The sequence below is a fragment of the Serratia sp. 22278 genome, assembly GCF_052045405.1.
GTDB classification, from domain to species: Bacteria; Pseudomonadota; Gammaproteobacteria; order Enterobacterales; family Enterobacteriaceae; genus Serratia; species Serratia marcescens.
The window spans coordinates 204064-229858 of record NZ_JBQEOW010000008.1; the positions used below are offsets into that span (position 1 = coordinate 204064).

Below are 25795 nucleotides of genomic sequence, written 5' to 3' on the forward strand. Positions count from 1 at the left end.
GGCGCGGGGCCGGCTTTGAGCGTCTTACAGCAGGAACAGGGTGGCGAGGCCGAGGAAGATGAAAAAGCCGCCGGTATCGGTCAGCGCGGTGATGAGCACGCTCGAGCCGACCGCCGGATCGCGGCCCAGTTTGAGCATGGTCATCGGGATCACCACGCCCATCAGCGCCGCCAGCAGCAGGTTGAGCAGCATCGCCAACGTCATCACGCCGCCCATCGCCGCGTCGCCGTACAGCAGCCAGGTGACCACGCCCATGATGCCGCCCCACACCACGCCGTTGATGATGGCGACGCCCAGCTCCCTGAGCATCAGGCGCGAGATGTTGCCGACTTCAATCTGGTGCAGCGCCAGCGCGCGCACGATCATGGTGATGGTCTGGTTGCCGGTGTTGCCGCCGATGCCGGCGACGATCGGCATCAGCGCCGCCAGCGCCACCAGCTGGGAAATGGTGTGTTCGAACAGACCGATCACGCGCGAGGCGACGAACGCGGTGCAGAGGTTGATCGCCAGCCAGGCCCAGCGGGTTTTGACCGCTTTGCTGACCGGGGCGAACACGTCTTCTTCCGGGCTTAAACCGCCCATGCGGCGCAGGTTGGTGTCGCTCTCTTCGTTGACGGCGTCGACGATCTCTTCGATGGTCAGGCGGCCCATCAGTTTACCTTTGGCGTCAACCACCGGGGCGCTGATCAGGTCATAACGTTCGAACGCGCCGGCCGCTTCATCGGCCTTGTCCTCAGGCTGAAAGGTGGCGGGATCGCTGTCCATCACTTCGCGCACCGGGATTTCCGGGTCGTTCAGCAGCACCGCGGTGAGCGGCAGTTCGCCCAGCAGGGTGTTTTTGCGATCGGTGACGAACAGTTTATCGGTGGCGTCGGGAATGGTTTTGCGCATGCGCAAAAAACGGTGCACCGCGCCGAGCGTGACGTCCGGCCGCACCGTCACCAGTTCGAAATCCATCATCCAGCCGACGCTGTCTTTGGCGTACTGGCTCATCTCGCGCACCTGAGCGCGCTGCTCCGGCTCCAGCGAGGTCAGCAACCGGCCCATCAGGTTACGCGGCAGGTATTGCGCCAGATAGGCCTGTTCGTCCACGTCCAGCGTTTTGATCGCTTTGAGCAGGTCTTTATCGCTCATTTCTTCGATCAGGCTGTCCCAGACCGGTTCGGCGACTTCCACCAGCGTCTGGCCGCGCTTGCTGTTGCCCACCAGCCGCCACAGCGCCATGCGTTCGTCCTGCGGCAGCGCCTCCAGCAAGTCCGCCAGGTCGGCGGCGTGCATGTCGTCAAGCAGGCCGGTAATTTCCGCCGTTTGGTTCAGCAGTTCGCTTTGGCTGAGGGCGTGTTCATCCCCTGGCCGGCCGAGAATGCCGTCGACCAATTCCTTATTGTTCAACAACAGAGTGAGAATGCGCTGGCGGTGTTCAGCGACTTTTTTGACGTTATGGGTTGCGGCTGACATGGTGTTCCTTAACGGGCGCTCGGCGTTCCTGACGCAGGCTCATTAAAAGATAGAGCATAGCGAGTGCCGGAGTCATTTTTATGAAACGGACGGGGCGCGGCGGTTATTCAGAGGAGGCGTCCTGTTGCGGCGCGCTGACTTCGGCGGCGTTTTGCGCAGCGGCCTGCTTTTTTTCCTGATGATGAGGCACCGCCACCACGGCGGCGTACAGCAGTCGGCCGACTAAAATGATAAAGCTGATAAACAACACTATCTTCGTCATCTGTCCGGTGGTTTTCTTGCGCATATATCACCCGGTATGCCGGTGTCCTGTGTTATTCGCTCGAGAATTTGTAACCGGATTTTAGGCGCTGATGACAAAAGTTGTCCATTTTTTTCCGGCGAGCGGCGCGCCGTATTAGGGTTTCGTTTAGGTTGGCGGAGCGGGGGCGGAAAGAAAAACCCCCTGGCTGGCAGGGGGCGGGGGATCAGGCGGAGCGCTGTTCGTCTTGCGAACCTTCTTCGTCGATCAGCAGCTTCCAGCCGACGACGTCGTTCCAGTAGGCCTGCTCGCGCTCGAAGTCCAGCTGCACCAGGTTGTTTTGCGCCAGGTAGCCGGCCGGGAAGCGCAGCGTCCAGTGGTTGTCGTCGGTGGTCAGGCGCAGCGTTTCCGGCGTGGTGGTCGACTGGCGCTGGTTGTTGAGCAGGGTGCTCAGACGCAGCAGCTGGATCAGCGGCAGGTAGTGTTTCTTTTTGAACAGGTTGAGGCGCGGCAGCTCTTCCAGCTTGATCGCCTTGCGGTGGAAACGCACCAACGCCGCCAACAGCAGCTGCTGTTCTTGGTTAAAGCCAGGCAGGTTGGAGTTTTGCAGAATGTAGGCCGAATGGCGATGCATGCCGCTGTGGTTGATGCTCAGCCCCACTTCGTGCAGCATGGCGGCCCATTTCAGCAGGGCTTCCAATTGCGGATGCACCAGCTTGGTGTTTTGCGCCATCCACTGCGAATAGAGCAGCTCGGTGGTTTCCAGCACCCGCTTGGCCTGTTCGCGGTCGATGTTGTAGTGATCGGCCAGGCTTTTGGCGGTGCGGCTGCGGATGTCCTGGTGGCGGAAACGGCCTTCCATTTCATACAGCACGCCTTCACGCAGCGCGCCGTCAGACAGGCGCAGATCGCGGATCGCCAGCGCGTCGAACACGCCGCACAGGATAGCCAGCCCCGGCACGAACACCGATTGGCGATCTTCCGACAGCCCCGGCAGGCTCAGCGAGCTGAAGCTTTTGAACTGCAGCACCTGTTCGGCGAGCATTTCCAGGCGTTCCAGGGTGATCAGACCGTCTTTTTCGCCCATCGCCACCAGCACTTCGTGGGCGGCCTTGATGGTGCCCGAGGCGCCCAGCGCGTACTGCCAGCCCTGAATGCGGTACTGCCAGGCCAGCGTTTCCAGCTTCTGCGCCGCCGCCAGCCGCGCGCGGCGGAAGTTGTTTTTGCTGATCTCGCCGCCCGGGAAGAACAGCTGGGCGAAGCTGACGCAGCCCATGCGGCGGCTTTCCGCCAGCAGCGGCTCGAAGTCTTCGCCGATCACCAGCTCGGTGGAGCCGCCGCCGATGTCGATCACCAGCTTGCGGCCCTTCTCCGGTTGGGTGTGTTCCACGCCCATGAAGATCAGACGCGCCTCTTCCTGCCCGGCGATGATTTCGATCGGGTAGGGGATCACTTTGGCGGCGCGCTTGAGGAACACTTCAGCGTTCACCGCCTGACGCAGGGTGTGGGTCCCGACGATGGTGACGTTATCCGCCGGGAAGCCCTGCAGCCGTTCGGCAAACAGCGCCAGGCAGGCCAGGCCGCGTTCTATCGCCTCTTCACTGAGTACGTTGTTGCTGTCCAATCCGTCGGCGAGATGCACCCGCTGTTTTAAACGGCCCAATACCTGTAAGGCGCCGTTGACGACGCGGGCGATCACCATGTGGAAACTGTTCGACCCGAGGTCGATGGCGGCGATTTCCTGCGGTTTGTTCGTTGCAGTGTTTTTTAGCGGCATAGTTGCTGGCCTACTGTCCTGGTTGTTCCAGAGCTTTTAAATACTCGTAAATAGCCACCTGGGCGCGCACTTTGCGGCGGTTGCCGCGCGGCACGTACTGGTTGCTCAGTTCTTTATCCACATAACGGGCCTTGACCGTATCGCTGAACAGGATCTCCAGAATGTCCAGAACGCGCTGTTTCAGCGCCGGATCCAGCAGCGATACCGCCACTTCGATACGGTAATCTATGTTGCGGGTCATCCAGTCGGCGGAGGACAGATACACCCGTTTGTCACCTTTGTTGTCGAAAACGTAAACCCGATCGTGTTCCAAAAAGCGATCGACGATGCTGATCACCTGAATATTGTCGCTGATCCCCGGCAGGTTGGGAATCAGGGAACACATGCCCCGCACCAGCAGACGGATCTTCACGCCGGCGCCGGACGCGGTATATAACCGATCTACCAGCCCTTTATCCACCAGATTATTTATTTTCAACATAATGCCGGCCTGTTCCCCGGCCTGGGCGTTGGCGATTTCGTTGTCAATCAGCTCATACAACTTCAGGCGCGAGTTCTGCGGCGACACCATCAGGTTGTCGAAGGTGACCGGCCGGTAGGGGTTCTCAATAAAGTTGAATACCCGGCGTACCTCGTTGGTGATGCGCGAATCGGCGGTCAACAGCGAATAGTCGGTGTAGATGCGCGCGGTTTTTTCGTTAAAGTTGCCGGTACCGATATGAGCATAGCGCACAATTTCATCGCCTTCACGGCGCGAAATCAGGAACAGTTTGGCGTGGATTTTCAGCCCCGGCGCCGAGAAGATCACGTGCACGCCGGCTTCGGTCAGGCGCTTCGCCCAATGAATGTTGGCCTCTTCGTCGAAGCGCGCCTGCAGCTCGACCACCACCGTGACCTTTTTGCCGTTGTGCGCGGCGTGGATCATCGATTCGATGATGCGCGAGTCTTTCGCCACCCGGTAGATGTTGATTTTGATCGCCAGCACGCTCGGATCGAACGACGCCTGGCGCAGCAGCTCCAGCACGTGTTCAAAGGTGTGGTACGGGTAGTAGAGCAGCACGTCCTTTTCGCGAATGGCGTCGAAGCCGTTGCGGAAACCGTCGAACCAGATGTGGCGCAGGCGCGGCAGCGGCTTGTTGACCAGATTGGCCTTGCCGACGTTCGGGAAGCTGATGAAGTCTTTGAAGTTGTGATAGCGGCCGCCGGCGATCACCGAATCGTAGTTGGAGATGCCCAGCTTGCCGCGCAGCAGCTCCACCATCTCGTTCGGCATGTCGCGCTGATAAACGAAGCGCACCGGCTCGGCGGTGAGGCGCTGTTTCAGGCTGGAGGACATCAGTTCCAGCAGGCTGGATTCCATTTCGGTGACCAGATCGTACTCGGCGTCACGGGTCATCTTCATCGAATAGGCGTTGAGCGCGTCGTAGTCGAAGAAGCCCTTGAAGATATCGTCCAGGCAGTAGCGCAGGATGTTGTCGAGCAGGATCATCGGCTTGCGGCGGCGCGGCGCTTCCGGCGGCAGATTGACGAAGCGCGGCACCTTGTCCGACGGGATCTCCAGCAGCGCATAGTCGGTGCGCGCGCCGCGGATAATCTCCACCGCCAGATAGGTGTAATCGTCTTTCAGGAACTGCACCAGGTTGGTGTCGTGGTTGATCAGGATCGGCGTGATGTGCTGGCGCAGGTGCTGTTTGAAATATTGCCGCAGCCAGATTTGCTGGTTCTCGGACACCTGGCGTTCGTTGATCAGGAAGATCTGGTTGCGCGCCATTTCCAGCAGCAGATCGTTGTACAGACCGTCGAACTCCTGATCGGTTTTCAGCACCTTGGCCTGGATCTTTTTCAGCAGATGGCGTGAAGAACCGGCGGAGCCTTGCTCTTCGCTGATCAGGATGCGCCGTTTGAGATCGGCGAAGCGGACTTTATAGAACTCGTCGAGGTTGTTGGAGTAAATGCCCAGAAAACGCATACGTTCAATCAGGGGATTGCTCTTATCTGCGGCTTCCTGCAACACGCGCTCATTAAAGGATAACCAGCTTAGTTCTTTTTCGATGTAGAGCTTTTCCTGACCCATTGCCACTCCAGTTCAAATTTAGAATAGGATCCGGGACGCAGCGCCCGGATGCCGCTCTAGTGTCCTTCATCATTATTGCGAGAGATTGACAGGAAAGTCCAACATATCCATTGCGTTGGCGCGCGGCGTTTTTCGGCGGCAATAAATTTTCTCAGAGGTGGGGCGCCAGGTGGCGAAATGAACAGCAGGAAATGACGATTAGCAGACTTATTCTTGGTGATATTAAGCGTGTTTACGTTCATTTTTCAGCAATATATCAAAGCCATATTGTCTTTTTGCAGTGTAAAAAACCTGGGTTATGGTGGGTAACTTTGTCATGCAAACGTCATAAAACTGACATAAGATGCCCGGTTATCTTACGGCGCAAGCCCGATTACATCAGCGACAGCGAGACACATGATACAGACGACGGCCAATCAACATCCCCGAGATCGCATGCGCGGGCGCATCGACCGCGGCGTGCAGGCGGCAGTGACCGCCAGCGGGCTGATGGTGCTGATGACGTTGATGCTGATCTTCGTTTATCTGCTGTTTGCGGTGCTGCCGTTGTTCAAACCGGCCTCGCTCGGCCAGGCGCAGCCGCTGCCGCTCACGGTATCGGCCCCGGCGCTGGCGCTGGGCATGGACGTGCAGCAGCGCGTCGGTTATCGCATCGACGCGCAGGGCTCGGGGCAATTTTATCGCCTGATGCCGGCGCCGAGCGGCCAGGCCCAGACGCCGCTGGCGCAGCAAACGCTGCTGGCCAAACCGGCGCTGCTCGCGCAGGCCGCCGGAGAGCGCGATCTGTTTGCGCTGGCGCAGGCCGACGGCCGGTTGGTGGTGGCGCGCGCGGATTTCGCCACGGCGGAAAACGGCCGGCCGCAGTGGCAGTTCCCGCTCGGGCAGCAGCCATTGGCGCTGGATCCACAGCGCAAGCCGCTGAAACTGCTGTCGCTGGCGGATGCGCATCGCGGGCAGTATCTGCTGGCCGGGGTGACCGACGATCGGCGTCTGGTGTTCGGCCGCTTCAGCCCCGACCGGCCGCCGCAGTTCAGCGAGCGGCCGCTGGAGCACGACGCCGAGCAGCTGGTGCTGACGCCGGATGGCCGCCAGCTTTATCTGCTGACCGGCAACCGGCTGGCGCGTTATCAGATCGACGGCGCACAGCTGCAGCTGCGTGAAACGCGTACCCTTGGCGAACACGCCCCGTATCAGATGACGGCGCTGCCCGGCGGCAGCGCGCTGCTGATCAAGGGCGCCGACGGCAACCTGCGCGAGTGGTTCGAGGTGGAAAAAGAGCAGCGCTGGCGACTGACGCCGGTGCAGCATTTCGACCACGGCGCCGACGGGCAGGAGCTGACGGTGGCTGAGCCTTACCGCCGGGTGTTCGCCACCCTGCGGCCCGATGGCGGCTTCTCGCTGTTCTCCGCCATTCAACCGCAGCCGCTGCTGAATACCCGTTTGGGCGCCGAGGTGCGGCAGATGGCGTTCGCGCCGCGCGGCGATGGCCTGCTGCTGGAGAGCGCGCAGGGCTGGCAGCGCTATGCGCTCGACAACCCGTATCCGGACGTCACCTGGCGTTCGTTGTGGGGCAAGGTGTGGTATGAGAACTACCCGCAGCCGGCCTATGTCTGGCAGTCCACCTCCGGCGAAGACAGTTACCAACCCAAATTCAGCCTGATGCCGGTGATCTTCGGCACCTTTAAGGCGGCGGCTTACGCGATGCTGTTCGCCATCCCGCTGGCCTTGGCCGGCGCCATCTATACCGCTTACTTTATGACGCCGGGGCTGCGGCGGGTGATCAAACCGGCTATCGAAGTGATGGGCGCGCTGCCGACGGTGGTGATCGGGCTGGTGGCCGGCATTTGGCTGGCGCCGATCATCGAGCAGTATCTGTTGGCGGTGCTGGCGTTGCCGCTGCTGTTGGCGGCGGCGGTGTTGCTGTGCGGCGCGTTGACCCATCGCTTTATGCCGCGCTGCCGGCCGGGCGTCGATCTGCTGTTGCTATTACCGCTGCTGGCGTTGACGGTGTGGCTGGCGCTCAGCCTGGGGCCGCGGCTGGAGGTGGCGTTGTTCGGTGAGCCGCTGCATTTCTGGCTGGGGGATAATTATGATCAGCGCAATGCGCTGGTGGTGGGCGTGGCGATGGGCTTCGCGCTGGTGCCGATCATCTTCTCGCTGGCGGAGGACGCGCTGTTCAGCGTGCCGGCGACCCTGAGCCAGGGCTCTTTGGCGCTGGGCGCCACCCAGTGGCAGACGGTGATCAAGGTGGTGCTGCCATCCGCCAGCGCCGGCATTTTCTCCGCGCTGATGATCGGCTTTGGCCGCGCGGTGGGGGAAACCATGATCGTGCTGATGGCCACCGGCAACACGCCTATTATCGACGGCAGCCTGTTCCAGGGGCTGCGCGCGCTGGCGGCCAACATCGCCATTGAAATGCCGGAGGCGGTCTCCGGCAGCAGCCATTACCGCGTGCTGTTCCTGACCGCGCTGGTGCTGTTTGTCTTCACCTTCGTGTTCAACACGCTGGCGGAGGCGGTGCGCCTGCGGTTGCGCAAGCGTTACACGCCGAATCAGGAGGCGCCATGAAGAGCTGGGTGAAGAGCGGGTCGCCGTGGATATGGCTGACCGCCGGTTCGGTGGCCGTCAGCCTGCTGGCGCTGATCGGCATTCTGTTGCTGCTGGCCGGGCAGGGGATGCGCTATTTCTGGCCGAGCCCGGTTTATCAGTTCGAACTGAATCAGAACGGCGCCGGGCCGGTGACGGTGATCGGCGAGTTGTACCAGCAACAAAGCATTTCCCGGCGCCAACTGGCCGAGGCGGGCGTCACGCCGCCGGGCGAGGCGCAGAGCGTCGAACGCTATCTGATTAAGGTCGGCAACCGCGAGCGCGAGGGGCAGGATTTCCGCACGCTGCTGGCCAGAGACATCCGCAGCCAAAGCACGCCGCGCAGCCTGCTGGTGCTGGAGCGTGATAGCCATGGCACCGCCTACGGCTATCTGGCAGGGCTGCTGGAGGATGGGCAACCGCTGACCGGCCGCAATCTGGGGCAGGCGCTGCAGCAGCGGCTGCCGCAAATCGCCGCGCTCTCGCGCCAGGCGCACGACATTCAATTCCGCGACATGGCGCGCATCAATCAGCAGTTTGACGCGCTGCGGCTGCGGGAAAAGCGCCTGCAGCGCGACGATAAGCTGGACGCCCGCGCGCAGGACGCCATCAAGGCCGAACGGCTGGAGCTGCAGCGGCAGTATCAGCTGCTGTCCGAACGTCTGGCGGGGCTGAACCGCGATCGCCAGCGCGACGCGCTGCTGCTGCGCGACATGCACGGGCAGACGTTGACCATTCCGCTCAGTCAGGTGCGCGATGCCTGGTACCCGAACGCCATGAACACCGTCGAGAAGCTGGCGCACTGGGGCGAGCAGGTGAAGAAGTTCCTCACCGACAGCCCGCGCGAAGCGAATACCGAAGGCGGGGTGTTCCCGGCCATTTTCGGCACGGTGTTGATGGTGATCCTGATGTCGATCGTGGTGATGCCGTTTGGCGTGATCGCGGCGGTATATCTGCACGAGTATGCCGGCAACAATCTGCTGACGCGGGTGATCCGCATCGCGGTGGTCAACCTGGCCGGCGTGCCCTCGATCGTCTACGGCGTCTTCGGCCTCGGCTTCTTCGTTTATATGATCGGCGGCACGCTCGATCAGCTGTTCTATCCTGAATCCTTGCCCAACCCGACTTTCGGCACGCCCGGCGTGCTGTGGGCGGCGCTGACGCTGGCGCTGCTGACGCTGCCGGTGGTGATCGTCGCCACCGAGGAAGGGCTGTCGCGCATTCCCACCTCGCTGCGGCAGGGCTCGATGGCGTTGGGCGCCAGCCGGGCCGAGACGCTGTGGCGCATCGTGCTGCCGATGGCGGCGCCGGCGATGATGACCGGCCTGATCCTGGCGGTGGCGCGCGCCGCCGGGGAGACCGCGCCGCTGATGTTGGTGGGGGTCGTGAAATCGGTGCCGGTGCTGCCGGTGGACGAGATTTTCCCGTATCTGCACCTGGAGCGGAAGTTTATGCATTTGAGCTTCCAGATCTACGATATGGCATTCCAGAGCCCGAGCGTAGAGGCGGCGCGGCCGCTGGTGTTCGCCACCGCCTTCCTGCTGGTGACGATCGTGGTGAGTTTGAATCTGGCGGCGATGGGTATCCGCCATTCGTTGAGGGAGCGGTACCGAGCATGGTCGCAGTAACAATGACGCTATTTTTGGGGAGTGCGTAATGGGTTTGATGACGCCAGGCAGTTTGCCCCGGCTGGATGTCCAGCATCTCGACGATGAACAGACCGCGCTGGCGGTCAACGGCCTGAACCTGTTTTATGGTGACAAGCAGGTGTTGCACGATATCTCGTTACGTATCCCGAAGCACCGGGTGACGGCTTTGATTGGTCCCTCGGGCTGCGGCAAATCGACGCTGCTGCGCTGTTTCAACCGCATGAACGATCTGGTGGACAACTGCCGCATCGAGGGCGATCTGCAGCTGAACGGCGCGGCGATCTCCGGCGCGCAGATCGACGTGGCGGCGCTGCGGCGGCGGGTGGGCATGGTGTTCCAGCGGCCGAACCCGTTCCCGAAATCGATCTATGAAAACGTGGTGTACGGCCTGCGGCTGCAGGGAGTGCGCGACCGGCGCTTGCTGGATGAAGCGGTGGAGCGTTCGCTGCGCGCCGCCGCGCTGTGGCATGAGGTGAAGGACCGGCTGCGCGAAAATGCGTTCCGCTTGTCCAGCGGCCAGCAGCAGCGCCTGGTGATCGCGCGCGCCATCGCCATCGAGCCGGAAGTATTGCTGCTCGACGAGCCGACCTCGGCGCTGGATCCGATCTCCACGCTGACCATCGAAGAGCTGATTTCCGCACTCAAGCAGCGCTATAGCGTGGTGCTGGTGACGCACAACATGCAGCAGGCGGCGCGCGTCTCCGACTACACCGCCTTTATTCATCAGGGCCGGCTGGTGGAGTACAACGACACCGACGCCATTTTCACCTCGCCGCGCCAGCGCCGCACCGAGGATTATATTACCGGGCGGTATGGGTGAGGGATGAGCGGCGCAAACCTGTGGGTTTACGCCGCTCATTGAATTTAAAGTCCAGCAGATATGGTTCGGTATCGCAATAAAAATCCTTTCATAATTATTTTTCCTACATTATTCATGCTATATAGAGGGTTCTCGATAAAAATCGGACCCTTGGTGATTTTTTAATTCATCATTTCATTTGTTTCTGCGTTTTATCGATGGATTAATAACTGTCTATAAAAGGAAATTATAAGTATGAATATTGATGAGGTTTATATCAAAGAATTATCTCTCCAGTTATTACCCCTACTGATCTCTGGAGTGGCATGGTGGTTTTTACGTTGGTTGAAGGGATATGATTCCCGACGACGTTGCCAGTTTGATAGCGTCAGCGATGTAAAACGCTTGTCCGTCCTGTCGCGTATTCAGAAATTGCGGGATGCGCCGCAGAGTGGCATGACGTTGCTGCAAATTAAAGCGCTATATGAAAGTATTGGGATCCGCCTGCCGGTATGGGTGGCGCATCAACTAGTGGACTATTTGGGCCGTGGACCGGTGGCATTGAACGACCTTGCGTTGAACAGTTTCTTGCGTCGTACTTCGCTTACAGCTAGCAAAAATGAAGGCAACAAAGTATTTGCCCTCGATGTCAACCAGTTGTTTAAGCAGCGCTTTTTTGTACTGATATTCTTTGTCGTCAGTGCGTTGGCTATCGCTTACGGTGTCTATACCAGCGTGCTTCCGTTGGGGGCAAGCGAAGCCACTGCCAGTAATATATTTTTGTTTTCATTATTCTTTTTCGCCTATTTGTTCTTGGCGTTGTTCGTTGTGGCTTGGTCGATTAATGAATGGGGATCCCTGCAGCACGCCAAGGCTTTCTGGCTGAAGTGGCAGCCCCACCTGTATCAAAACGAAGCGGAATATCAGGCGCATTGTCAGCATGCGTGCAATGTTGCGGCACAGGAAAACGTACCTGATATCACTTTGGAGACCGTTGCTGATTTGCCACCGGCCGAAAAGCCACTGCGTGGATGGCTGATGCGTAGGCTGGGCAAGAAAAATAACTAACCTCTAAGCGCCATACCATCACATGGTTCTTAACGCGTTTTATCGGCGAGCTTCAACACGCCCCCCACCAGCAGCAACGCGGCTCCCGAGGCATAGAGCGGGAACCAGCGCGTCCACCAGAGCGGGGAAAATAGCGGGGTGCTATTGGGATCTGCAGGCGCGTAGCCGCTATAGGTATTCAGGCCGGCGGCGATGGCGAGCATCGCCAGGCCGATAAAAAGCAGCAGGTTTGAGACGGTCGTCATGGCATTTTTCCTTTGTAGAGGCAGAGGGTAACTCTTACTATCACTATTAATTATTTTTCGATTAATTATATTGGAGAATATTATTTATTTTCGTATTCATCAGGCTATTTCCTGACGATAAAATAACATGCCTTAATACTAGCCACTTATTTTCCAATAAAAAACCCGCCTGGGCGGGTTTTTTCTTTTTTCTCGCGAATTGTCACTTCACCAGCGGCTTATCATTGGGCGTTTTGAACTTCGCCAGATATTGCGGCTGGAAAATGCACATGCGCAGCACGGTACGGTATTCGCCGTTGACGAAGAACTCGTCGATCAGCTCGCCTTCCACGTTGAAGCCCAGCTTGCTGTAGATGTGGATCGCCTTCGGGTTCTCCTTATCGACGATCAGGTACAGCTTGTACAGGTTCAGCACCGAGAAACCGTAGTCCATCGCCAGACGGGCGGCGGTGCTGGCATAGCCTTTGCCCTGGTGGGCGGGATCGATGATGATCTGGAACTCAGCGCGGCGGTGGATGTGATCGATCTCCACCAGCTCTACCAGGCCGACCTTGGCGCCTTCGTGCTCGATGATAAAGCGGCGCTCGCTCTGATCGTGGATGTGTTTGTCGTAGAGATCGGAAAGCTCGACAAAGGCTTCGTAGGGTTCTTCAAACCAATAGCGCATGACGCTGGCGTTGTTGTCCATCTGGTGGACGAACGACAGATCGTCCCGTTCCAATGGGCGTAACCTGACGCTGGCAGTGCTGGACATGTGGGCTCCTCTGTGCCGTGAAATTGTGCAAAGTATAACTTCACAGAATGGATGAAGGCGAAAAAAAACGGCGCCGCGCGGGCGCCGTTTAGGCAAGGTTCAGGCTGCGCGCATCAGTCGGCGGCGTGACCCTGTTCAGGCAGGCGTTCGCCGTCCAGCCAGGCGGCGCCGTCGCGCATAGCCAGGCGGCCGTCGACGAACCAGCTCACCACCAGCGGATAGATCGTGTGTTCCTGGGTTTGCACCCGTTCAACCACGTCATCCTCTTCGTCGTCAGCGAAAATCGGCACCTTGGCCTGCAAGATCACCGGGCCGCCGTCGAGCTGTTCGGTCACGAAGTGCACCGAGGTGCCGTGTTCGCTGTCGCCGTTGTCAATGGCCTGACGGTGGGTATGCAGCCCCGGGTATTTCGGCAGCAGGGAAGGGTGGATGTTCAGCATGCGGCCGGCATAGCGCTGCACGAACTGCGGGCTGAGGATGCGCATGTAGCCGGCCAGCACCACCAGATCGGGCTGGTACTGGTCGATGGCGTCCGCCAACGCGGCGTCGAACGCCGTGCGATCGGCGTAGGCCTTGGCATCCAGCGCTTGGGCGGCGATGCCCGCCGCTTCGGCGCGTTGCAGGCCATAAGCCTGCGCCTTGTTGCTGAACACCGCCACGATTTCGGCGGCGATGCGGCCCTGCTGGCAGGCGTCAATCAGCGCCTGGAGATTGCTCCCCTGGCCGGAGACCAACACCACGATCTTTTTCATCAGTTGATGACCACTTGTTGTTCGTCGGAAGAGGCGGTCAGTTTACCGATTTTCCACGCTTTTTCACCTGCCGCGGTCAGCAGCGCGATGGCCGTTTCCACTTCGGCTTCCGGCAGGGCGATGACCATGCCTACGCCGCAGTTGAAGGTGCGGTACATTTCATGACGGCTGACGTTACCGGCCTGCTGCAGCCAGGTGAACACCGCCGGCCACTGCCAGCTGGCTTCGTCGATCACCGCCTGCATGCCTTCCGGCAGCACGCGTGGAATATTTTCCCAGAAGCCGCCGCCGGTGAGGTGAGCGATGGCGTGGACGTCAACCTTCTCGATCAGCTCCAGCACGGACTTCACGTAAATTTTGGTCGGCGCCAGCAGGTGGTCGGCCAGCGGTTTGCCTTCCAGCTGAGTGGCGGTCGGGTCGGTGTTGCTCACTTCCAGGATTTTGCGCACCAGCGAGTAGCCGTTGGAGTGCGGGCCGGAAGCGCCCAGGGCGATCAGCGCATCGCCGGACTGCACTTTGCTACCGTCGATGATCTCGGATTTTTCGACTACGCCGACGCAGAAACCGGCCACGTCGTAATCTTCGCCGTGGTACATGCCCGGCATTTCAGCGGTTTCGCCGCCCACCAGCGCACAGCCGGACTGCTTACAGCCTTCGGCGATGCCGGTGATCACGCTGGCCGCGGTGTCCACATCCAGCTTGCCGGTGGCGTAGTAGTCGAGGAAGAACAGCGGCTCGGCGCCCTGAACCACCAGATCGTTGACGCACATCGCCACCAGATCGATGCCGATGGTGTCGTGGCGTTTCAGATCCATCGCCAGACGCAGCTTGGTGCCCACGCCGTCGGTACCGGAAACCAGCACCGGCTCGCGGTATTTCTGCGGCAACGCACACAGGGCGCCAAACCCGCCCAGACCGCCCATCACTTCCGGGCGACGGGTCTGTTTAACTACACCTTTGATGCGATCTACCAATGCGTTGCCTGCATCGATATCGACACCTGCGTCTTTATAGCTGAGAGAGGTTTTGTCGGTCACTGCGCGATTCCCCACGACGGTTTGCGGTTTGAAAACTGTGCTTCCGATGTTGATTCCGGAATAAGGCGCGGCAATTCTAACAGCGCAGGCAAACGTTTGCGAGCGGCTTGTGAACCGGCTCCGCTTTTTCGTCATCTATACTGATATTCAAACTTTTGTTGATCCCGATCGGGCTATTGTGGGTGGCGCAGCGAAAAAAAGGAGGTATAATCCCGCGATTTTTTTGGCCGCAACCACCTTAATAGGAGAAAAATGATGAAGATCGTTGAGGTGAAACACCCGCTGGTAAAACACAAGCTTGGCCTGATGCGCGAAAATGACATCAGCACCAAACGCTTCCGTGAGCTGGCCTCAGAAGTGGGTAGTTTACTGACCTATGAAGCGACCGCCGATCTGGAGACGGAAAAAGTCACCATCGAAGGCTGGTGCGGGCCAGTTGAAGTGGACCAGATCAAAGGGAAAAAGATTACCGTAGTGCCAATCCTGCGCGCCGGTCTGGGCATGATGGAAGGGGTGCTGGAGCACGTGCCGAGCGCGCGCATCAGCGTGGTGGGCGTTTACCGCGATGAAGAAACCCTGGAGCCGGTGCCGTACTTCCAGAAGCTGGTTTCCAACATCGAAGAGCGCATGGCGCTGGTCGTCGACCCGATGCTGGCCACCGGCGGTTCGATGATCGCCACTATCGATCTGCTGAAGAAAGCCGGCTGCCACAGCATCAAGGTGCTGGTCCTGGTGGCGGCGCCGGAAGGCATCGCCGCGCTGGAGAAAGCGCACCCGGACGTTGAACTGTACACCGCCTCCATCGATCAGTGTCTGAACGATAAGGGCTACATCGTGCCTGGCCTGGGCGATGCGGGCGACAAGATATTTGGTACCAAGTAAACATTTGAGCCGACTTAACGAGTCGGCTTTTTTTTGACTAAAACCTATAAAACCAATAAACCGAGGAAAAACACACATGACCCGTCGCGCCATCGGCGTCAGCGAGCGCCCGCCGCTGCTCCAGACCATTCCGCTCAGCTTCCAGCACCTGTTCGCCATGTTCGGCGCCACCGTGCTGGTGCCTATCCTGTTCAAGATCAACCCAGCGACCGTGCTGCTGTTCAACGGCATCGGCACGCTGCTGTATCTGTTCATCTGTAAAGGCAAGATCCCGGCCTACCTCGGTTCCAGCTTCGCGTTTATCTCGCCGGTGCTGCTGCTGTTGCCGCTCGGTTACGAAGTGGCGTTGGGCGGTTTCATCATGTGCGGCGTGCTGTTCTGCCTGGTGGCGCTGATCGTGAAAAAGGCCGGCACCGGCTGGCTGGACGTGATGTTCCCGCCGGCGGCGATGGGGGCGATCGTCGCCGTCATCGGCCTGGAGCTGGCGGGCGTGGCGGCCAACATGGCGGGGCTGCTGCCGGCGGAAGGCGCCAGCGCCGACTCGACCACCATCACCATTTCGCTGGTGACGCTGGCGGTCACGGTGCTCGGCTCGGTGCTGTTCCGCGGCTTCCTGGCGATTATCCCGATCCTGATCGGCGTGCTGGTGGGTTATGCGTTGTCATTCTTCATGGGCGTGGTGGATTTGACCCCGATCCGCGAGGCGCACTGGTTCGCGCTGCCGACCTTCTACACCCCGCGCTTTGAGTGGTTCGCCATCTTCACCATTCTGCCGGCGGCGCTGGTGGTGATCGCCGAGCACGTCGGCCACCTGGTGGTGACCGCCAACATCGTGAAAAAAGACCTGATCCGCGATCCGGGCCTGCACCGCTCGATGTTCGCCAACGGCATCTCGACGGTATTCTCCGGCTTCTTCGGCTCCACGCCGAACACCACCTACGGCGAGAACATCGGCGTGATGGCCATCACCAAGGTCTACAGCACCTGGGTGATCGGCGGCGCGGCGGTGCTGGCGATCCTGTTGTCCTGCATCGGCAAGCTGGCGGCGGCGATCCAGGCGGTGCCGGTGCCGGTGATGGGCGGCGTTTCCCTGCTGCTGTACGGCGTGATCGGCGCCTCGGGCATTCGCGTGTTGATCGAGTCCAAAGTGGATTACAACAAAGCGCAAAACCTGATTTTAACCTCGGTGATCCTGATTATCGGCGTGAGCGGCGCCAAGGTGCACATCGGCGCGGCGGAGCTGAAAGGCATGGCGCTGGCGACCATCGTCGGCATTGGCTTGAGCCTGCTGTTCAAGGTCATCAGCCTGTTCCGCAAGGAAGAAGATGTGCTCGACGCGCCGGACGAACCGGCGGAGCAGAAGTAACGAAAAGGGCAGCCCAAGGGCTGCCCTTTTGACTTATGGCATTCGCCTTAGCTGCGAATTTTGCGGTACACGAACAGCACCACGATGGCGCCGATAACCGCCACCACGAAGCTGCCGAAGTTGAAGCCGTCAACCTTGCCGTAGCCGAAGAAGGTGCTGATATAGCCGCCGACCACGGCGCCGATGATCCCCAGCACGACGGTCAGAATAAAGCCGCCGCCGTCTTTGCCGGGCATGATCCACTTAGCCAAAATACCGGCGATCAGGCCGAAGATAATCCAGGAAATAATCCCCATTTACTGCTCCTTTCTTTTGTGGCTGAGAATAGCTTACTGCTGGGTGGCCGGCTGAGTATTGCCGTTCACCGCCGCATCGGTTTCTTGTTTCAACTCTTGCGCTTTGTTTTCGGCGCTGTTCTTGATGGCTTCGGTCTTCGCCTTGGCCTGCTCGGTCAAATCGTTGGCGCCGTTGATGGCGTCGTTTTTGATGGCCTTGGCCTGATCCACCAACTGCTGGCTCTGTTTGCCTGCGTCGTCTTTGATCGCGGCGGCTTTGGCCTTGGCGTCGTTGGTGATGGCGTCCGCCTGCTTGGCGGCGTCTTCTTTAATCGCCGAAGCTTTGTCTTTCAGCTGATCCGCCTGAGTGGCGGCCTCTTTTTTGATTTCATCCGCCGTCGCTTTCGCCTTGTCCGTCAGATCGTCCGCTTTTTTCTGGGCGGCGTCTTTCATCTGCTCGGCGCTGTCTTTGGCTTTATCCAGGTTGGCGTCAACCTTGGACGAGTCATCACAGCCGGCAACCAACAACCCGATAAAGGAGGCCAACAGCACTTTATTCCATACTTTCATCGTCTATATCCTTGCAGAAACCTTGTTGATGGTGATTGCGTTTAGCCTACCTATACTAGGCCAGATTTGGCTTAAATGACAAATTTAACCTGCGCAGGCATGGGGTTAGGGAATTAACTCGGATAATTCTTGCCTTGGCGGGGGCCGCAGCCAATCAAGCGGCGCTTAGGCATTGTTCACTATTGCGGCATAAGATCCAGCCGGTTCAACAGCGCCCGTTTTCTGTGTTAAACTGCCCACGTTTTTCTGCCAGTTTTGGTTGAGGTGCTTCTCTGAATACGCCGGCACAGCTTTCACTGCCACTTTATCTTCCCGATGATGAAACTTTCGCCAGTTTTTATCCGGGCGAGAACCCATCCCTATTAGCCGCGATCCAATCCGCCGTCCGTCAGGAACATGGCAGCTATATCTATTTTTGGTCGCGTGAAGGCGGCGGGCGCAGCCATTTGCTGCATGCGGCCTGCGCCGAGCTTTCGCAGAAGGGGGAAGCGGTGGGCTATGTGCCGCTCGACAAGCGCGCTTACTTCGTGCCTGAAGTGTTGGACGGCATGGAACAGCTGGCGCTGGTCTGCATCGACAATATCGAATGCATCGCCGGCGACGAAGAGTGGGAGATGGCGATCTTCAACCTTTACAACCGCATCCTGGAAACCGGCCGCACCCGTTTGTTCATCACCGGGGATCGCCCGCCGCGTCAGCTGAACCTGCGTTTGCCGGATCTGGCTTCGCGTCTGGACTGGGGGCAGATCTACAAGCTGCAGCCGCTGTCGGACGAAGAGAAGCTGCTGGCGCTGCAGCTGCGCGGCAAACTGCGCGGCTTCGAGCTGCCGGAAGACGTGGGCCGCTTCCTGCTGAAACGGCTGGATCGCGAGATGCGCACGCTGTTTATGACTCTCGATCAGCTCGATCGCGCCTCGATCACTGCCCAACGAAAGCTCACCATTCCGTTCGTTAAAGAAATTCTGGGGCTGTAGCCGCTACCGTAAAAGAAAGGGCGCAATAGTCCGCGCCCGAATTCGAATTTACAAAATCTCCAGCACCTGCTCCGGCGGCCGGCCGATGCGCGCCTTGCTGCCTTTCACCACGATGGGGCGTTCGATCAGTTTCGGGTTCGCCGTCATCGCCGCCAACAGTTGCTCTTCGCTCAGGCTGTCGTCCGCCAGCTTCAATTCCTTATACAGATCTTCTTTTTTGCGCATCAGATCGCGCGCCGATGTGAAGCCCAGTTCCTTCAACAGCTTTTTCAGCTCATCGACCGTAGGGGGCGTATCGAGGTACAGCACCACCTTCGGATCGACGCCGTGCTGTTCCAGCAGCGCCAGGGTTTCACGGCTCTTGGAGCAGCGTGGGTTGTGGTAAATCGTGACGTTTTTCATGGCGTTCATTCCTTGTTGAATCAGCTGCGCTGGTATTGGCGGAAGCGCTGTTGCAGTTGGCGCAGCTGGTCGATGCGCGCATCGTAACGCGCCTGTTTCAGGCTGCCGAGTTTTTGCAGCGAGCTGGCATTGCTGAGCAGGCCGATGGCCTGATCGAGCCGGCCGGTCAGCGCCAGGCTTTCGGCGCGGGCCGACAGCTCTTCATCGCGCAGCCCCTGAGCGGCGCTGGCTTGCGCCAGCAGATCCCAGCCGTTCGGATCGTCCGGATGGGCAAAGGTGTAGCGGTTCAGGATCTTCGACGCCTGCGCCGGTTGGTTGCCTTCGACATAGGCGTTGGCCAGGTTGAGCTGCAGCACCGGGTTGTTGTTCTGGGCGGCATTGGCCGCCTGCAGGCGTGCGATCGCCTGCGGCGCGCGTTTCTGGCCGAGATCGATGTCGGTCATCAGGTCGATCAGCCAGACGTTTTTCGCATCCTGCGCCAGCATCGGCTGAATGATGTTGCGCGCGTCGTCGTATTTTTTCGCTTCATAGAACAGAATGGCGCGGCCGTATTTGGCGGCCGCCTGTTCGCGCACGTTGCCCTTGCTGAGCGAGCCGAGCAGCTCTTCGTTCAGGCCATAGCCTTCCGAACTGTACATGCCCAGTGCGCGCACCTTGGCCATCAGGTAATCCTGCGAAGACTGCACGATGTGTTTCGGCATCTGGTTGGCGCGGTTGCGCGCGTCTGAGAGGCGGCTGTCCGGCAACGGGTGCGTCAGCAGCATTTCCGGCGGCTTGGAGGCGTAGCGCGACTGATCCGAGAGTTTCTGCAGGAAGTCGGGCATGGCTTCCGGATCGAAACCGGCGCGTTGCAGCACCTGAATGCCGATGCGGTCGGCTTCCTGTTCATTCGATTGGGTAAAGCTGATCATGCCCTGCTGGGTGCCGGCCATGGTGCCGCTCAGCGCCGCCATGCCCATGGTCGGGTTGGCCATCGCCAGCAGAATGGAACCGAGCGCGCCCACCCAGGTCAGCGGGGCGTTGCGCTGTTGATCTTCCATTGCGCGCGCCAGGTGGCGCTGGGTGACGTGCGAGATTTCGTGCGCCAGCACCGAAGCCAGCTGGCTTTCGTTGTCGCTGACGCGGAACAGCGCGGAGTGCAGCACCACGTTGCCGCCGAAGAAGGCGAAGGCGTTGATCTCGTCGTTGCGCACCAGATAGAAATGGAACGGCGTGCGCACCGAATAGGCGCTGGCCACCAGCCGGTTGCCCAGCTGATTGATGTATTGGCTCAGCAGCGGATCGTTGATCAGCGGGGCGCTGGCGCGCAGTTGGCGCACATAGAAATCGCCCATCGCCAGTTCTTGTCCGATGCTCAGGGTGCCGCCGGCGGAGGTGCCCATATCCGGCAACTGGTCCTGGCTTTCCGCCTGTGCTGGCGCCAGGGCGGTGGCGTTCAGCGTGCTGAGCAGCAGCACCGCTAACGCGGTTTTGGTCAACCGGTTGGTCATAGTCAGGCGTTTCCCTTAAATAATCATTTCTAAGACGTCAGCAGCAGACAAGAGTTCTTTATTCCCGCGGCGTAATCCGCGCGAAAGTGCGGCGGCTCACAAACCGCGGCGGCGGCACCCATCACATCATAGTCAGCCGCAGGCGACAAGGAAACGTTAGCCGAGCGCGAATCGAGCAAAAAAGTTTTATTTTTCATTTTGAAGGGCGCTTTTTTGTCGCTGGCGACATGCATTTTTAATAAAACGCAGACAAAGTCAGTCTGTGTTTTATTGACAAGATAAACGCAGACTCATATAGTCTGCGTTATTGAAGATTCACTGACGGTCGAAAACGGACATATGGCGTACATCACAACCAGCGTTGAATATGGCATTCACTGCCTGCTGTGGCTGGTCGGCGATAACCAGCGCGCGCTCAGCAGCCGCGAACTCGCCGAGCTGCAAGGCATCTCCCCCAGCTTTCTCGCCAAGATTTTTCCCAAGCTGGAAAAGGCGGGGATCGTCGCCGCCAGCGAAGGGGTGCGCGGCGGTTACCGGCTGGCCCGTCCGGCGGACGAGATCAGTTTTCTGGAAATTATCGACGCCATCGAGGGGCACAAGCCGCTGTTCGATTGCCAAGAGGTGCGCGGGCGCTGTGCGGTGTTCGATGATTCCCCGCCGGATTGGGCGGTCTCCGGCAAATGCGCTATCCATGCGGTGATGCTGCAGGCGGAGAAGGCGATGCGCGATGCACTGGCGGCGCAGACCCTCGGCGCCGTCGCAGCCCGCTTTGGCCGCAAAGCGCCGCAGGGCTTTTTCGGTGAGGTCAACCTCTGGCTCGACGAGCGCATGACGGAACGCACCGCGCGCAGCGGCAAAACGGCGCGCGCCAAGACCTAAGCTCCGCCTTTCCTTAAAAAAGCGAAACACACTTTTTCCCGCCTCTTCGGAAGGGGCGGGGGGGCCTTCTGCACCCTGTTACGGGAGCGGAACGGCATCGTTCATCCGAAAAAACTGCGGGCAGCCTTGTCGCCCGGTTAACCCTGTATGAAGGAGTCATCCCATGACGCAGAAAATAGTGATTGCCGGTTCCGGTTTTGCCGGTTTTTGGGCCGCCGTGTCCGCCATGCGCGCCATTACCCTTGCCGGTAAGCATGACGATATCGAGGTGCTCATGGTTTCACCGACGCCAACCGTTACCATCCGGCCGCGCCTGTATGAAGCCGTGTTGGAAAACATGAACCCGGACATTTCCGCGCAGCTCGCCGTCGTCGGTGTGCGCCACCTGGCCGGGACGGTAGAGCGTATCGATGCCGCTGCTAAAACGCTCACGGTGGCGCCGGCGGCGGGGGAACCCCTGGAGTTGGCCTACGATCGTTTGGTGTGGGCCACCGGCAGTCGGCTGTCCGTGCCTGCGGTGCCGGGCTTTGCCGAATACGGCTTCAACGTCGATACGCTGGAAAGCGCGCAGCGTTTGGATGCCCATATTAAAGCGCTGGCGGCCAAACCGTCGACGCCGGCGCGCAACACCGCCGTGGTGGTGGGGGCGGGGCTGACCGGCCTGGAGAGTGCAGCAGAGATGCCGCAACGGCTGCGTGATGCGCTGGGCAAAGACGAGAATGTGCGCGTGGTGATCGTCGATAGCGCCCCGGAAGTGGGCGCCGGAATGGGCGCGGAGCCGGGGGCGGTGATTCGCCAGGCGCTGGCGGAGTGCGGCGTGGAAGCGCGGGCCGGTCTGCGCGTCTCGGCCATCGACGCTGAGGGAGTGATGCTGTCGAACGGTGAGCGCATCGCCGCCAACACGGTGATCCTGGCGGCGGGCGTGCGTGCACACCCGCTGACCGAGCAAATCCCCGGCGAGCGCGACGGCAGCGGCCGGGTGATCGGCGACGCCTTCCTGCGCGCGCCGGCGGCGGCGGGCATTTTCGTGACCGGCGATACGGTGAAGGCGGCGACCGACGATCTCGGTAACCACAACCTGATGACCTGCCAGCATGCGCTGAGCCTTGGCCGCGTGGCCGGCCACAATGCGGCGGCGGAGCTGGCGGGGTTGCCGACGCACCCGTACAGCCAGCCGAAGTATGTGACCTGTCTGGATCTGGGCCCCTGGGGGGCGCTGTATACCGAAGGCTGGGAGCGCCAGGTGCGCTTTACCCGTCAGGCAGGCAAAAAGATTAAGCAGGAGATCAACACGCAGTGGATTTATCCACCGGCGGCGGATCGCGAGGCGCTGTTCGCCATCGCCAATCCGGATTTCGTGATTGTGCCTTAAGGTCGTCAAAACGGGAGCGGCAACGTTCCCGTCGTCATTTTCCCAACGGCAGGAATGAACGCTCCGGCACCACGGTTTTCATCACCAGCGTGGAGCTCAGGCGTTGCACGCCCGGCAGGGCGGAGAGTTTCTCGTCATAAAGCTGCTGAAAGGCGGGCAGATCGCGAGCGATCACGTGCAACAGATAGTCGGGGTCGCCAAACAGCCGCTGTGCCTGCACCACCTGCGGAATGTCCACCATGGCATTTTCGAAGGTTTCAACGGCGCGGCGATCGCCTTCGCGCATGGTGACGAACACCAGGGCGGAAAAGTTATAGCCCAGGCTGCCGGGATCGAGCTGGGCGCGGTAACCCCTGATCACCCCGGACTCCTCTAATGCCCGCACCCGGCGGTGGCAGGGGGACACGCTCAAACCGATCCGCTCGGCCAGCTCGGTCACCGACAAACGGCCGTCGGCCTGCAGTTCAGCAAGAATCTTGCGATCAATCTTATCCATTTGGAAAAATTTCCCCGTTTACGCCGATTTCAGGCAAGTAATTGAAAGCACATTTTAACGTCATGAGGATATTCTTGCCATCTGTTGAACGGTTTTACGGCCGCCGCGGCAGGCGGAGGCCGTTCTTCTTCCACGAGGAAAGCGCAATGGTTCTCTGTTCGATGTGGCGCGGCGCGTTTGAGAGGGCGCTGGCATGACGCTCGCTCTTTTCGCCGCGTTTTGGGCGGTGTCGATTTTGTTGGTGATCACGCCAGGTATGGATTGGGCCTATGTGATCTCGGCGGGCATTCGCGGCCGGGTGGTGGTGCCCGCCGTCGCCGGCTTGCTGTTTGGCCACCTGCTGATGATTGCGATCGTGGTGGCGGGCGTCGGCGCGCTGCTGGTCGGCAACCCGCTGGCGCTGACGGCGCTCACCTTGCTGGGGGCGGCTTATCTGTTGTGGATCGGTTTCAACATGCTGCTGCACCCGCCAGTGCCCGGCGCCGGTGAAGATCAGCGTTCCGATTCCTGGCTGCGCTGGGCCGGCAAGGGCGTGTGCGTCAGCGGCTTGAACCCCAAGGTGTTTCTGCTGTTTCTGGCGCTGCTGCCGCAGTTTACCGACGCCCGAGCCGAATGGTCGGTGCCGATGCAGATGCTGGCGTTGGGCGTCGTGCATTTGATCAGCTGCGGCCTGGTGTATCTGCTGGTGGGGTTTGGTTCGCAGTCGGTGCTGCGCACGCGCCCGCAGGCCGCGAAGGTAGTGGGGCGCATTTCCGGCGCGGCGATGATCGTCATCGCCCTCGGGCTGCTGGCCGAGCAGGCGCTGAAATAGCGCTACCGTCGGTAAATGTCCGGCCGGGCGATCTGCCAGACAAAGTCGGGGCGGTTGATGGCGCTATAGCCCACTTTTTCGTAGAGCCAGGGGGCGGTGCTCGTGACCAGCATGACTCGCCGCAGCGTCGCCATCAGCGGATGGGCCTGGCAGCATTCTGCCAGCCATAGGCCCAGCCCGCTCTTTTGGTACGTTTCCAGCACGTACACGTCGCACAGATAGCCGAAAGTGGCGTAATCGGTGACCAGCCGGGCGAAACCGATCTGCCTGGCCTCGTGATACAAACCGAAGCACAGGCTGTGGGCGAGCGACTGGCGGACGGTTTCTTTATCGATTCCCTCCGCCCATGACGAACGGGTCAGAAAAGCGTGGATGGCATCGAGATCCAGCAGAACGGGATCGGTGCTGACGAGATAGTCCGCACGCCGCCACTCCCGTGGGGCAGGGGTTGTCATGATGGTTCTTCTCCTGTGCAAGCGTTCAGGTCAGGGCTGCCGTTCAGGCGTGCAATTCGGCGACCGTCATGGTGAAAATCAGCGTGTCTTCGCCTTCGTTGGCGTACCGGTGCGGGCCGTCCGTTTTGGCGACCGCCGAACAGCCCGGCGCAATCATGAGCTCGGTCTGTTCGACGGCCAGGCTCAAGACGCCTTGCTCAACGTGCAGCAGCTCGAAGGTGCCCGTCGGGTGGCCGCCCGATGCATAGGCTTCCCCCGGCGCCATTTCCCACCGCCACAGTTCTATCATGTTCGGGCCTTGGGTGCCCGCGAGCAAACGGGCCGAGCCGCCGCGATCGCCATGCCACAGCGTGGGAATATCTTGGCTTTCAATCAGGTAGGCGGCGGGCGCGCGGGTGACGTTGACGATGTCCGCCACCGACAGACCCAGCGCCGCTGCGAGCTTGCACAGGATGGCGATGCTGGGATTGGCGGCGCCTTTCTCGATCTCCACCAGCATGCCTTTGCTGACGCCCGCCCGGCGCGACAGCTCATCCAGCGATAGCTTTTGGCTTTTTCTTTGTTGCTTGATGCGGTGCGACACCGCTTCGCTGACGGTTTGCACGTCGGCGCCGAACTCGGTCGGTCTGTTGACTTTGGCGTTCATCGGTCAATATTATGAAATAAAATGGTCAATATAGGATTATTCAATGATTTTAGTCGATCCGTCAATCGATCCGGCCGTCGCTGCGCTGGCACCCGGTTTCCGGGCGTTAAGCATTACCGCGGTTGCGGCTCCCATAACCCATCCGGACGTGGGGGCATTGGCGTTGGCGCAAGCCTGTCGCGCCCTCGGCGAGGAAGACGCACCCTGGGCAGAGGCGCATCTCACGGCCTGGCGCGAGGTGTTCATGCAGTTTGGCGCCAAACCCAAGCGTACGCCCTGTTCCGCCGACGCCCTGCGCAAGCGCGCGCTGCGCGACGGCACGATGCCCAGCATCGATCCGGTCGTCGATCTCTATAACGCCGTCAGCATTCGTTATGCAGTGCCGGTGGGGGGCGAGAATATCGCGGCCTATGTCGGCGAGCCGCGGCTGATCGTCGCGGATGGCAGCGAACTGTTTGATACCGTCAAAGAGGGGGCGCTGATCCATGAATCGCCGGAGGCGGGGGAGGTGGTTTGGCGCGACGATCGCGGCGTGACCTGCCGCCGCTGGAATTGGCGCCAGGGGGTCAGAACCCGGTTGAGCGCCGAGGCCGAGCGGATGTGGTTCATCCTGGAGAGCCTGCCGGCGATGCCGTTGGCGGCGCTGCACGAGGCGGGCGACGAATTGATTGCCGGTTTACGGCAAATGATGCCCGGCGTCACGGTAGAGCAACGGCTCATCGGCTGCGCCTCGTAAC

26 protein-coding genes are annotated in these 25795 nt (G+C 60.2%); 11 read left to right on the forward strand and 15 right to left on the reverse strand.

The window, feature by feature from the left end; genetic code table 11:
* Positions 1 to 24: 24 nt before the first annotated feature.
* The 4 genes from mgtE to ppk1 all read right to left on the reverse strand — a co-directional run bounded on the left by mgtE (position 25) and on the right by ppk1 (position 5550).
* Positions 25 to 1458: a magnesium transporter gene (gene mgtE / locus ACTJJ6_RS16475; RefSeq protein ID WP_016926718.1), complete on the reverse strand. Its 1434-nt coding sequence runs from the start codon at positions 1456 to 1458 to the stop codon at positions 25 to 27.
* Positions 1459 to 1561: 103 nt separating this feature from the next.
* Positions 1562 to 1744 carry a YfgG family protein gene (locus ACTJJ6_RS16480; RefSeq protein WP_004941600.1) on the reverse strand — a complete coding sequence of 61 codons (183 nt, stop codon included), beginning with the start codon at positions 1742 to 1744 and terminating at the stop codon, positions 1562 to 1564.
* 181 nt (positions 1745 to 1925) lie between these two features.
* A complete protein-coding gene (gene ppx, locus ACTJJ6_RS16485) occupies positions 1926 to 3476 on the reverse strand; it encodes an exopolyphosphatase (RefSeq protein ID WP_033632396.1) in 1551 nt (516 codons plus the stop codon).
* 10 nt (positions 3477 to 3486) lie between these two features.
* Entirely contained in the window at positions 3487 to 5550 is a 2064-nt protein-coding gene (gene ppk1, locus ACTJJ6_RS16490) for a polyphosphate kinase 1 (RefSeq protein WP_016926720.1), read from the reverse strand.
* Positions 5551 to 5946: 396 nt separating this feature from the next.
* Here ppk1 and ACTJJ6_RS16495 point away from each other — a divergent pair, with 396 nt between their 5' ends.
* The 4 genes from ACTJJ6_RS16495 to ACTJJ6_RS16510 all read left to right on the forward strand — a co-directional run bounded on the left by ACTJJ6_RS16495 (position 5947) and on the right by ACTJJ6_RS16510 (position 11652).
* Entirely contained in the window at positions 5947 to 8118 is a 2172-nt protein-coding gene (locus ACTJJ6_RS16495; protein WP_440803514.1) for an ABC transporter permease subunit, read from the forward strand.
* Positions 8115 to 9764: a phosphate ABC transporter permease PstA gene (gene pstA / locus ACTJJ6_RS16500; RefSeq protein ID WP_193843009.1), complete on the forward strand. Its 1650-nt coding sequence runs from the start codon at positions 8115 to 8117 to the stop codon at positions 9762 to 9764. Before ACTJJ6_RS16495 ends, pstA begins: the two co-directional genes overlap by 4 nt.
* A gap of 28 nt (positions 9765 to 9792) precedes the next feature.
* Positions 9793 to 10605: a phosphate ABC transporter ATP-binding protein PstB gene (pstB, locus tag ACTJJ6_RS16505; protein WP_019452422.1), complete on the forward strand. Its 813-nt coding sequence runs from the start codon at positions 9793 to 9795 to the stop codon at positions 10603 to 10605.
* Between the two features lie 234 nt (positions 10606 to 10839).
* Positions 10840 to 11652 carry a hypothetical protein gene (locus ACTJJ6_RS16510; RefSeq protein ID WP_440803518.1) on the forward strand — a complete coding sequence of 271 codons (813 nt, stop codon included), beginning with the start codon at positions 10840 to 10842 and terminating at the stop codon, positions 11650 to 11652.
* A gap of 29 nt (positions 11653 to 11681) precedes the next feature.
* On the opposite strand, the gene ACTJJ6_RS16515 is transcribed toward ACTJJ6_RS16510, so the two are convergent.
* The 4 genes from ACTJJ6_RS16515 to purM form a co-directional block, all read right to left on the reverse strand.
* Positions 11682 to 11897, reverse strand: a complete 216-nt coding sequence (locus ACTJJ6_RS16515; RefSeq protein ID WP_049299950.1) for a hypothetical protein — start codon at positions 11895 to 11897, stop codon at positions 11682 to 11684.
* 202 nt (positions 11898 to 12099) lie between these two features.
* Positions 12100 to 12651, reverse strand: coding sequence for a spermidine N1-acetyltransferase (speG, locus tag ACTJJ6_RS16520; RefSeq protein ID WP_004941631.1), 552 nt, complete (start codon positions 12649 to 12651; stop codon positions 12100 to 12102).
* Between the two features lie 113 nt (positions 12652 to 12764).
* Complete coding sequence (gene purN / locus ACTJJ6_RS16525) at positions 12765 to 13403, reverse strand: phosphoribosylglycinamide formyltransferase (protein ID WP_004941635.1); 639 nt, start codon at positions 13401 to 13403, stop codon at positions 12765 to 12767.
* Positions 13403 to 14440 carry a phosphoribosylformylglycinamidine cyclo-ligase gene (purM, locus tag ACTJJ6_RS16530; RefSeq protein ID WP_021504399.1) on the reverse strand — a complete coding sequence of 346 codons (1038 nt, stop codon included), beginning with the start codon at positions 14438 to 14440 and terminating at the stop codon, positions 13403 to 13405. Before purM ends, purN begins: the two co-directional genes overlap by 1 nt.
* A gap of 255 nt (positions 14441 to 14695) precedes the next feature.
* On the opposite strand from purM, the gene upp reads away from it, so the two are divergent.
* A complete protein-coding gene (gene upp, locus ACTJJ6_RS16535; protein WP_004941642.1) occupies positions 14696 to 15322 on the forward strand; it encodes a uracil phosphoribosyltransferase in 627 nt (208 codons plus the stop codon).
* A 76-nt stretch (positions 15323 to 15398) separates the two neighbouring features.
* Positions 15399 to 16688, forward strand: a complete 1290-nt coding sequence (gene uraA, locus ACTJJ6_RS16540) for a uracil permease (protein WP_440803525.1) — start codon at positions 15399 to 15401, stop codon at positions 16686 to 16688.
* Between the two features lie 47 nt (positions 16689 to 16735).
* Here uraA and ACTJJ6_RS16545 read toward each other — a convergent pair whose 3' ends face one another.
* Both ACTJJ6_RS16545 and ACTJJ6_RS16550 read right to left on the reverse strand, forming a co-directional pair.
* The gene (locus ACTJJ6_RS16545) at positions 16736 to 16984 is read right to left on the reverse strand and encodes a GlsB/YeaQ/YmgE family stress response membrane protein (RefSeq protein ID WP_016926728.1); all 249 of its coding nucleotides are present in this window, start codon (positions 16982 to 16984) and stop codon (positions 16736 to 16738) included.
* 33 nt (positions 16985 to 17017) lie between these two features.
* Complete coding sequence (locus tag ACTJJ6_RS16550) at positions 17018 to 17533, reverse strand: hypothetical protein (protein ID WP_016926729.1); 516 nt, start codon at positions 17531 to 17533, stop codon at positions 17018 to 17020.
* A gap of 272 nt (positions 17534 to 17805) precedes the next feature.
* On the opposite strand from ACTJJ6_RS16550, the gene hda reads away from it, so the two are divergent.
* A complete protein-coding gene (hda, locus tag ACTJJ6_RS16555; RefSeq protein ID WP_025159568.1) occupies positions 17806 to 18507 on the forward strand; it encodes a DnaA inactivator Hda in 702 nt (233 codons plus the stop codon).
* A gap of 48 nt (positions 18508 to 18555) precedes the next feature.
* Here hda and arsC read toward each other — a convergent pair whose 3' ends face one another.
* Positions 18556 to 18909, reverse strand: coding sequence for an arsenate reductase (glutaredoxin) (gene arsC / locus ACTJJ6_RS16560; protein WP_015378717.1), 354 nt, complete (start codon positions 18907 to 18909; stop codon positions 18556 to 18558).
* Positions 18910 to 18929: 20 nt separating this feature from the next.
* Positions 18930 to 20399, reverse strand: a complete 1470-nt coding sequence (locus tag ACTJJ6_RS16565) for a beta-barrel assembly-enhancing protease (RefSeq protein ID WP_004941664.1) — start codon at positions 20397 to 20399, stop codon at positions 18930 to 18932.
* A gap of 339 nt (positions 20400 to 20738) precedes the next feature.
* Here ACTJJ6_RS16565 and ACTJJ6_RS16570 point away from each other — a divergent pair, with 339 nt between their 5' ends.
* Together ACTJJ6_RS16570 and ACTJJ6_RS16575 are read left to right on the forward strand one after the other, a co-directional pair.
* The gene (locus ACTJJ6_RS16570) at positions 20739 to 21278 is read left to right on the forward strand and encodes an RrF2 family transcriptional regulator (protein WP_004941666.1); all 540 of its coding nucleotides are present in this window, start codon (positions 20739 to 20741) and stop codon (positions 21276 to 21278) included.
* 163 nt (positions 21279 to 21441) lie between these two features.
* Positions 21442 to 22650 carry an NAD(P)/FAD-dependent oxidoreductase gene (locus ACTJJ6_RS16575; protein ID WP_079450417.1) on the forward strand — a complete coding sequence of 403 codons (1209 nt, stop codon included), beginning with the start codon at positions 21442 to 21444 and terminating at the stop codon, positions 22648 to 22650.
* Between the two features lie 34 nt (positions 22651 to 22684).
* Here ACTJJ6_RS16575 and ACTJJ6_RS16580 read toward each other — a convergent pair whose 3' ends face one another.
* Positions 22685 to 23146, reverse strand: coding sequence for an Lrp/AsnC family transcriptional regulator (locus tag ACTJJ6_RS16580; RefSeq protein WP_004941672.1), 462 nt, complete (start codon positions 23144 to 23146; stop codon positions 22685 to 22687).
* A 193-nt stretch (positions 23147 to 23339) separates the two neighbouring features.
* Here ACTJJ6_RS16580 and ACTJJ6_RS16585 point away from each other — a divergent pair, with 193 nt between their 5' ends.
* Complete coding sequence (locus tag ACTJJ6_RS16585; RefSeq protein WP_004941674.1) at positions 23340 to 23957, forward strand: LysE family translocator; 618 nt, start codon at positions 23340 to 23342, stop codon at positions 23955 to 23957.
* Between the two features lie 2 nt (positions 23958 to 23959).
* Here the strand turns inward: ACTJJ6_RS16585 and ACTJJ6_RS16590 are convergent, their stop codons facing one another.
* Together ACTJJ6_RS16590 and ACTJJ6_RS16595 are read right to left on the reverse strand one after the other, a co-directional pair.
* Complete coding sequence (locus ACTJJ6_RS16590; RefSeq protein ID WP_016926733.1) at positions 23960 to 24412, reverse strand: GNAT family N-acetyltransferase; 453 nt, start codon at positions 24410 to 24412, stop codon at positions 23960 to 23962.
* Positions 24413 to 24455: 43 nt separating this feature from the next.
* Positions 24456 to 25058: an XRE family transcriptional regulator gene (locus ACTJJ6_RS16595; RefSeq protein ID WP_049299948.1), complete on the reverse strand. Its 603-nt coding sequence runs from the start codon at positions 25056 to 25058 to the stop codon at positions 24456 to 24458.
* 43 nt (positions 25059 to 25101) lie between these two features.
* Between ACTJJ6_RS16595 and ACTJJ6_RS16600 the strand changes: the two genes are divergently transcribed.
* A complete protein-coding gene (locus ACTJJ6_RS16600; protein WP_033639670.1) occupies positions 25102 to 25794 on the forward strand; it encodes a B3/B4 domain-containing protein in 693 nt (230 codons plus the stop codon).
* The last annotated feature ends 1 nt before the right edge of the window (position 25795 follow it).

Coding starts and splice junctions, on each gene's coding strand:
- mgtE (WP_016926718.1), bottom strand. CDS start 1,458: ATGTCAGCCGCAACCCATAACGTCAAAAAAGTCGCTGAACACCGCCAG.
- ACTJJ6_RS16480 (WP_004941600.1), bottom strand. CDS start 1,744: ATGCGCAAGAAAACCACCGGACAGATGACGAAGATAGTGTTGTTTATC.
- ppx (WP_033632396.1), bottom strand. CDS start 3,476: ATGCCGCTAAAAAACACTGCAACGAACAAACCGCAGGAAATCGCCGCC.
- ppk1 (WP_016926720.1), bottom strand. CDS start 5,550: ATGGGTCAGGAAAAGCTCTACATCGAAAAAGAACTAAGCTGGTTATCC.
- ACTJJ6_RS16495 (WP_440803514.1), top strand. CDS start 5,947: ATGATACAGACGACGGCCAATCAACATCCCCGAGATCGCATGCGCGGG.
- pstA (WP_193843009.1), top strand. CDS start 8,115: ATGAAGAGCTGGGTGAAGAGCGGGTCGCCGTGGATATGGCTGACCGCC.
- pstB (WP_019452422.1), top strand. CDS start 9,793: ATGGGTTTGATGACGCCAGGCAGTTTGCCCCGGCTGGATGTCCAGCAT.
- ACTJJ6_RS16510 (WP_440803518.1), top strand. CDS start 10,840: ATGAATATTGATGAGGTTTATATCAAAGAATTATCTCTCCAGTTATTA.
- ACTJJ6_RS16515 (WP_049299950.1), bottom strand. CDS start 11,897: ATGACGACCGTCTCAAACCTGCTGCTTTTTATCGGCCTGGCGATGCTC.
- speG (WP_004941631.1), bottom strand. CDS start 12,651: ATGTCCAGCACTGCCAGCGTCAGGTTACGCCCATTGGAACGGGACGAT.
- purN (WP_004941635.1), bottom strand. CDS start 13,403: ATGAAAAAGATCGTGGTGTTGGTCTCCGGCCAGGGGAGCAATCTCCAG.
- upp (WP_004941642.1), top strand. CDS start 14,696: ATGAAGATCGTTGAGGTGAAACACCCGCTGGTAAAACACAAGCTTGGC.
- uraA (WP_440803525.1), top strand. CDS start 15,399: ATGACCCGTCGCGCCATCGGCGTCAGCGAGCGCCCGCCGCTGCTCCAG.
- ACTJJ6_RS16545 (WP_016926728.1), bottom strand. CDS start 16,984: ATGGGGATTATTTCCTGGATTATCTTCGGCCTGATCGCCGGTATTTTG.
- ACTJJ6_RS16550 (WP_016926729.1), bottom strand. CDS start 17,533: ATGAAAGTATGGAATAAAGTGCTGTTGGCCTCCTTTATCGGGTTGTTG.
- arsC (WP_015378717.1), bottom strand. CDS start 18,909: ATGAAAAACGTCACGATTTACCACAACCCACGCTGCTCCAAGAGCCGT.
- ACTJJ6_RS16565 (WP_004941664.1), bottom strand. CDS start 20,399: ATGACCAACCGGTTGACCAAAACCGCGTTAGCGGTGCTGCTGCTCAGC.
- ACTJJ6_RS16570 (WP_004941666.1), top strand. CDS start 20,739: ATGGCGTACATCACAACCAGCGTTGAATATGGCATTCACTGCCTGCTG.
- ACTJJ6_RS16575 (WP_079450417.1), top strand. CDS start 21,442: ATGACGCAGAAAATAGTGATTGCCGGTTCCGGTTTTGCCGGTTTTTGG.
- ACTJJ6_RS16580 (WP_004941672.1), bottom strand. CDS start 23,146: ATGGATAAGATTGATCGCAAGATTCTTGCTGAACTGCAGGCCGACGGC.
- ACTJJ6_RS16585 (WP_004941674.1), top strand. CDS start 23,340: ATGACGCTCGCTCTTTTCGCCGCGTTTTGGGCGGTGTCGATTTTGTTG.
- ACTJJ6_RS16590 (WP_016926733.1), bottom strand. CDS start 24,412: ATGACAACCCCTGCCCCACGGGAGTGGCGGCGTGCGGACTATCTCGTC.
- ACTJJ6_RS16595 (WP_049299948.1), bottom strand. CDS start 25,058: ATGAACGCCAAAGTCAACAGACCGACCGAGTTCGGCGCCGACGTGCAA.
- ACTJJ6_RS16600 (WP_033639670.1), top strand. CDS start 25,102: ATGATTTTAGTCGATCCGTCAATCGATCCGGCCGTCGCTGCGCTGGCA.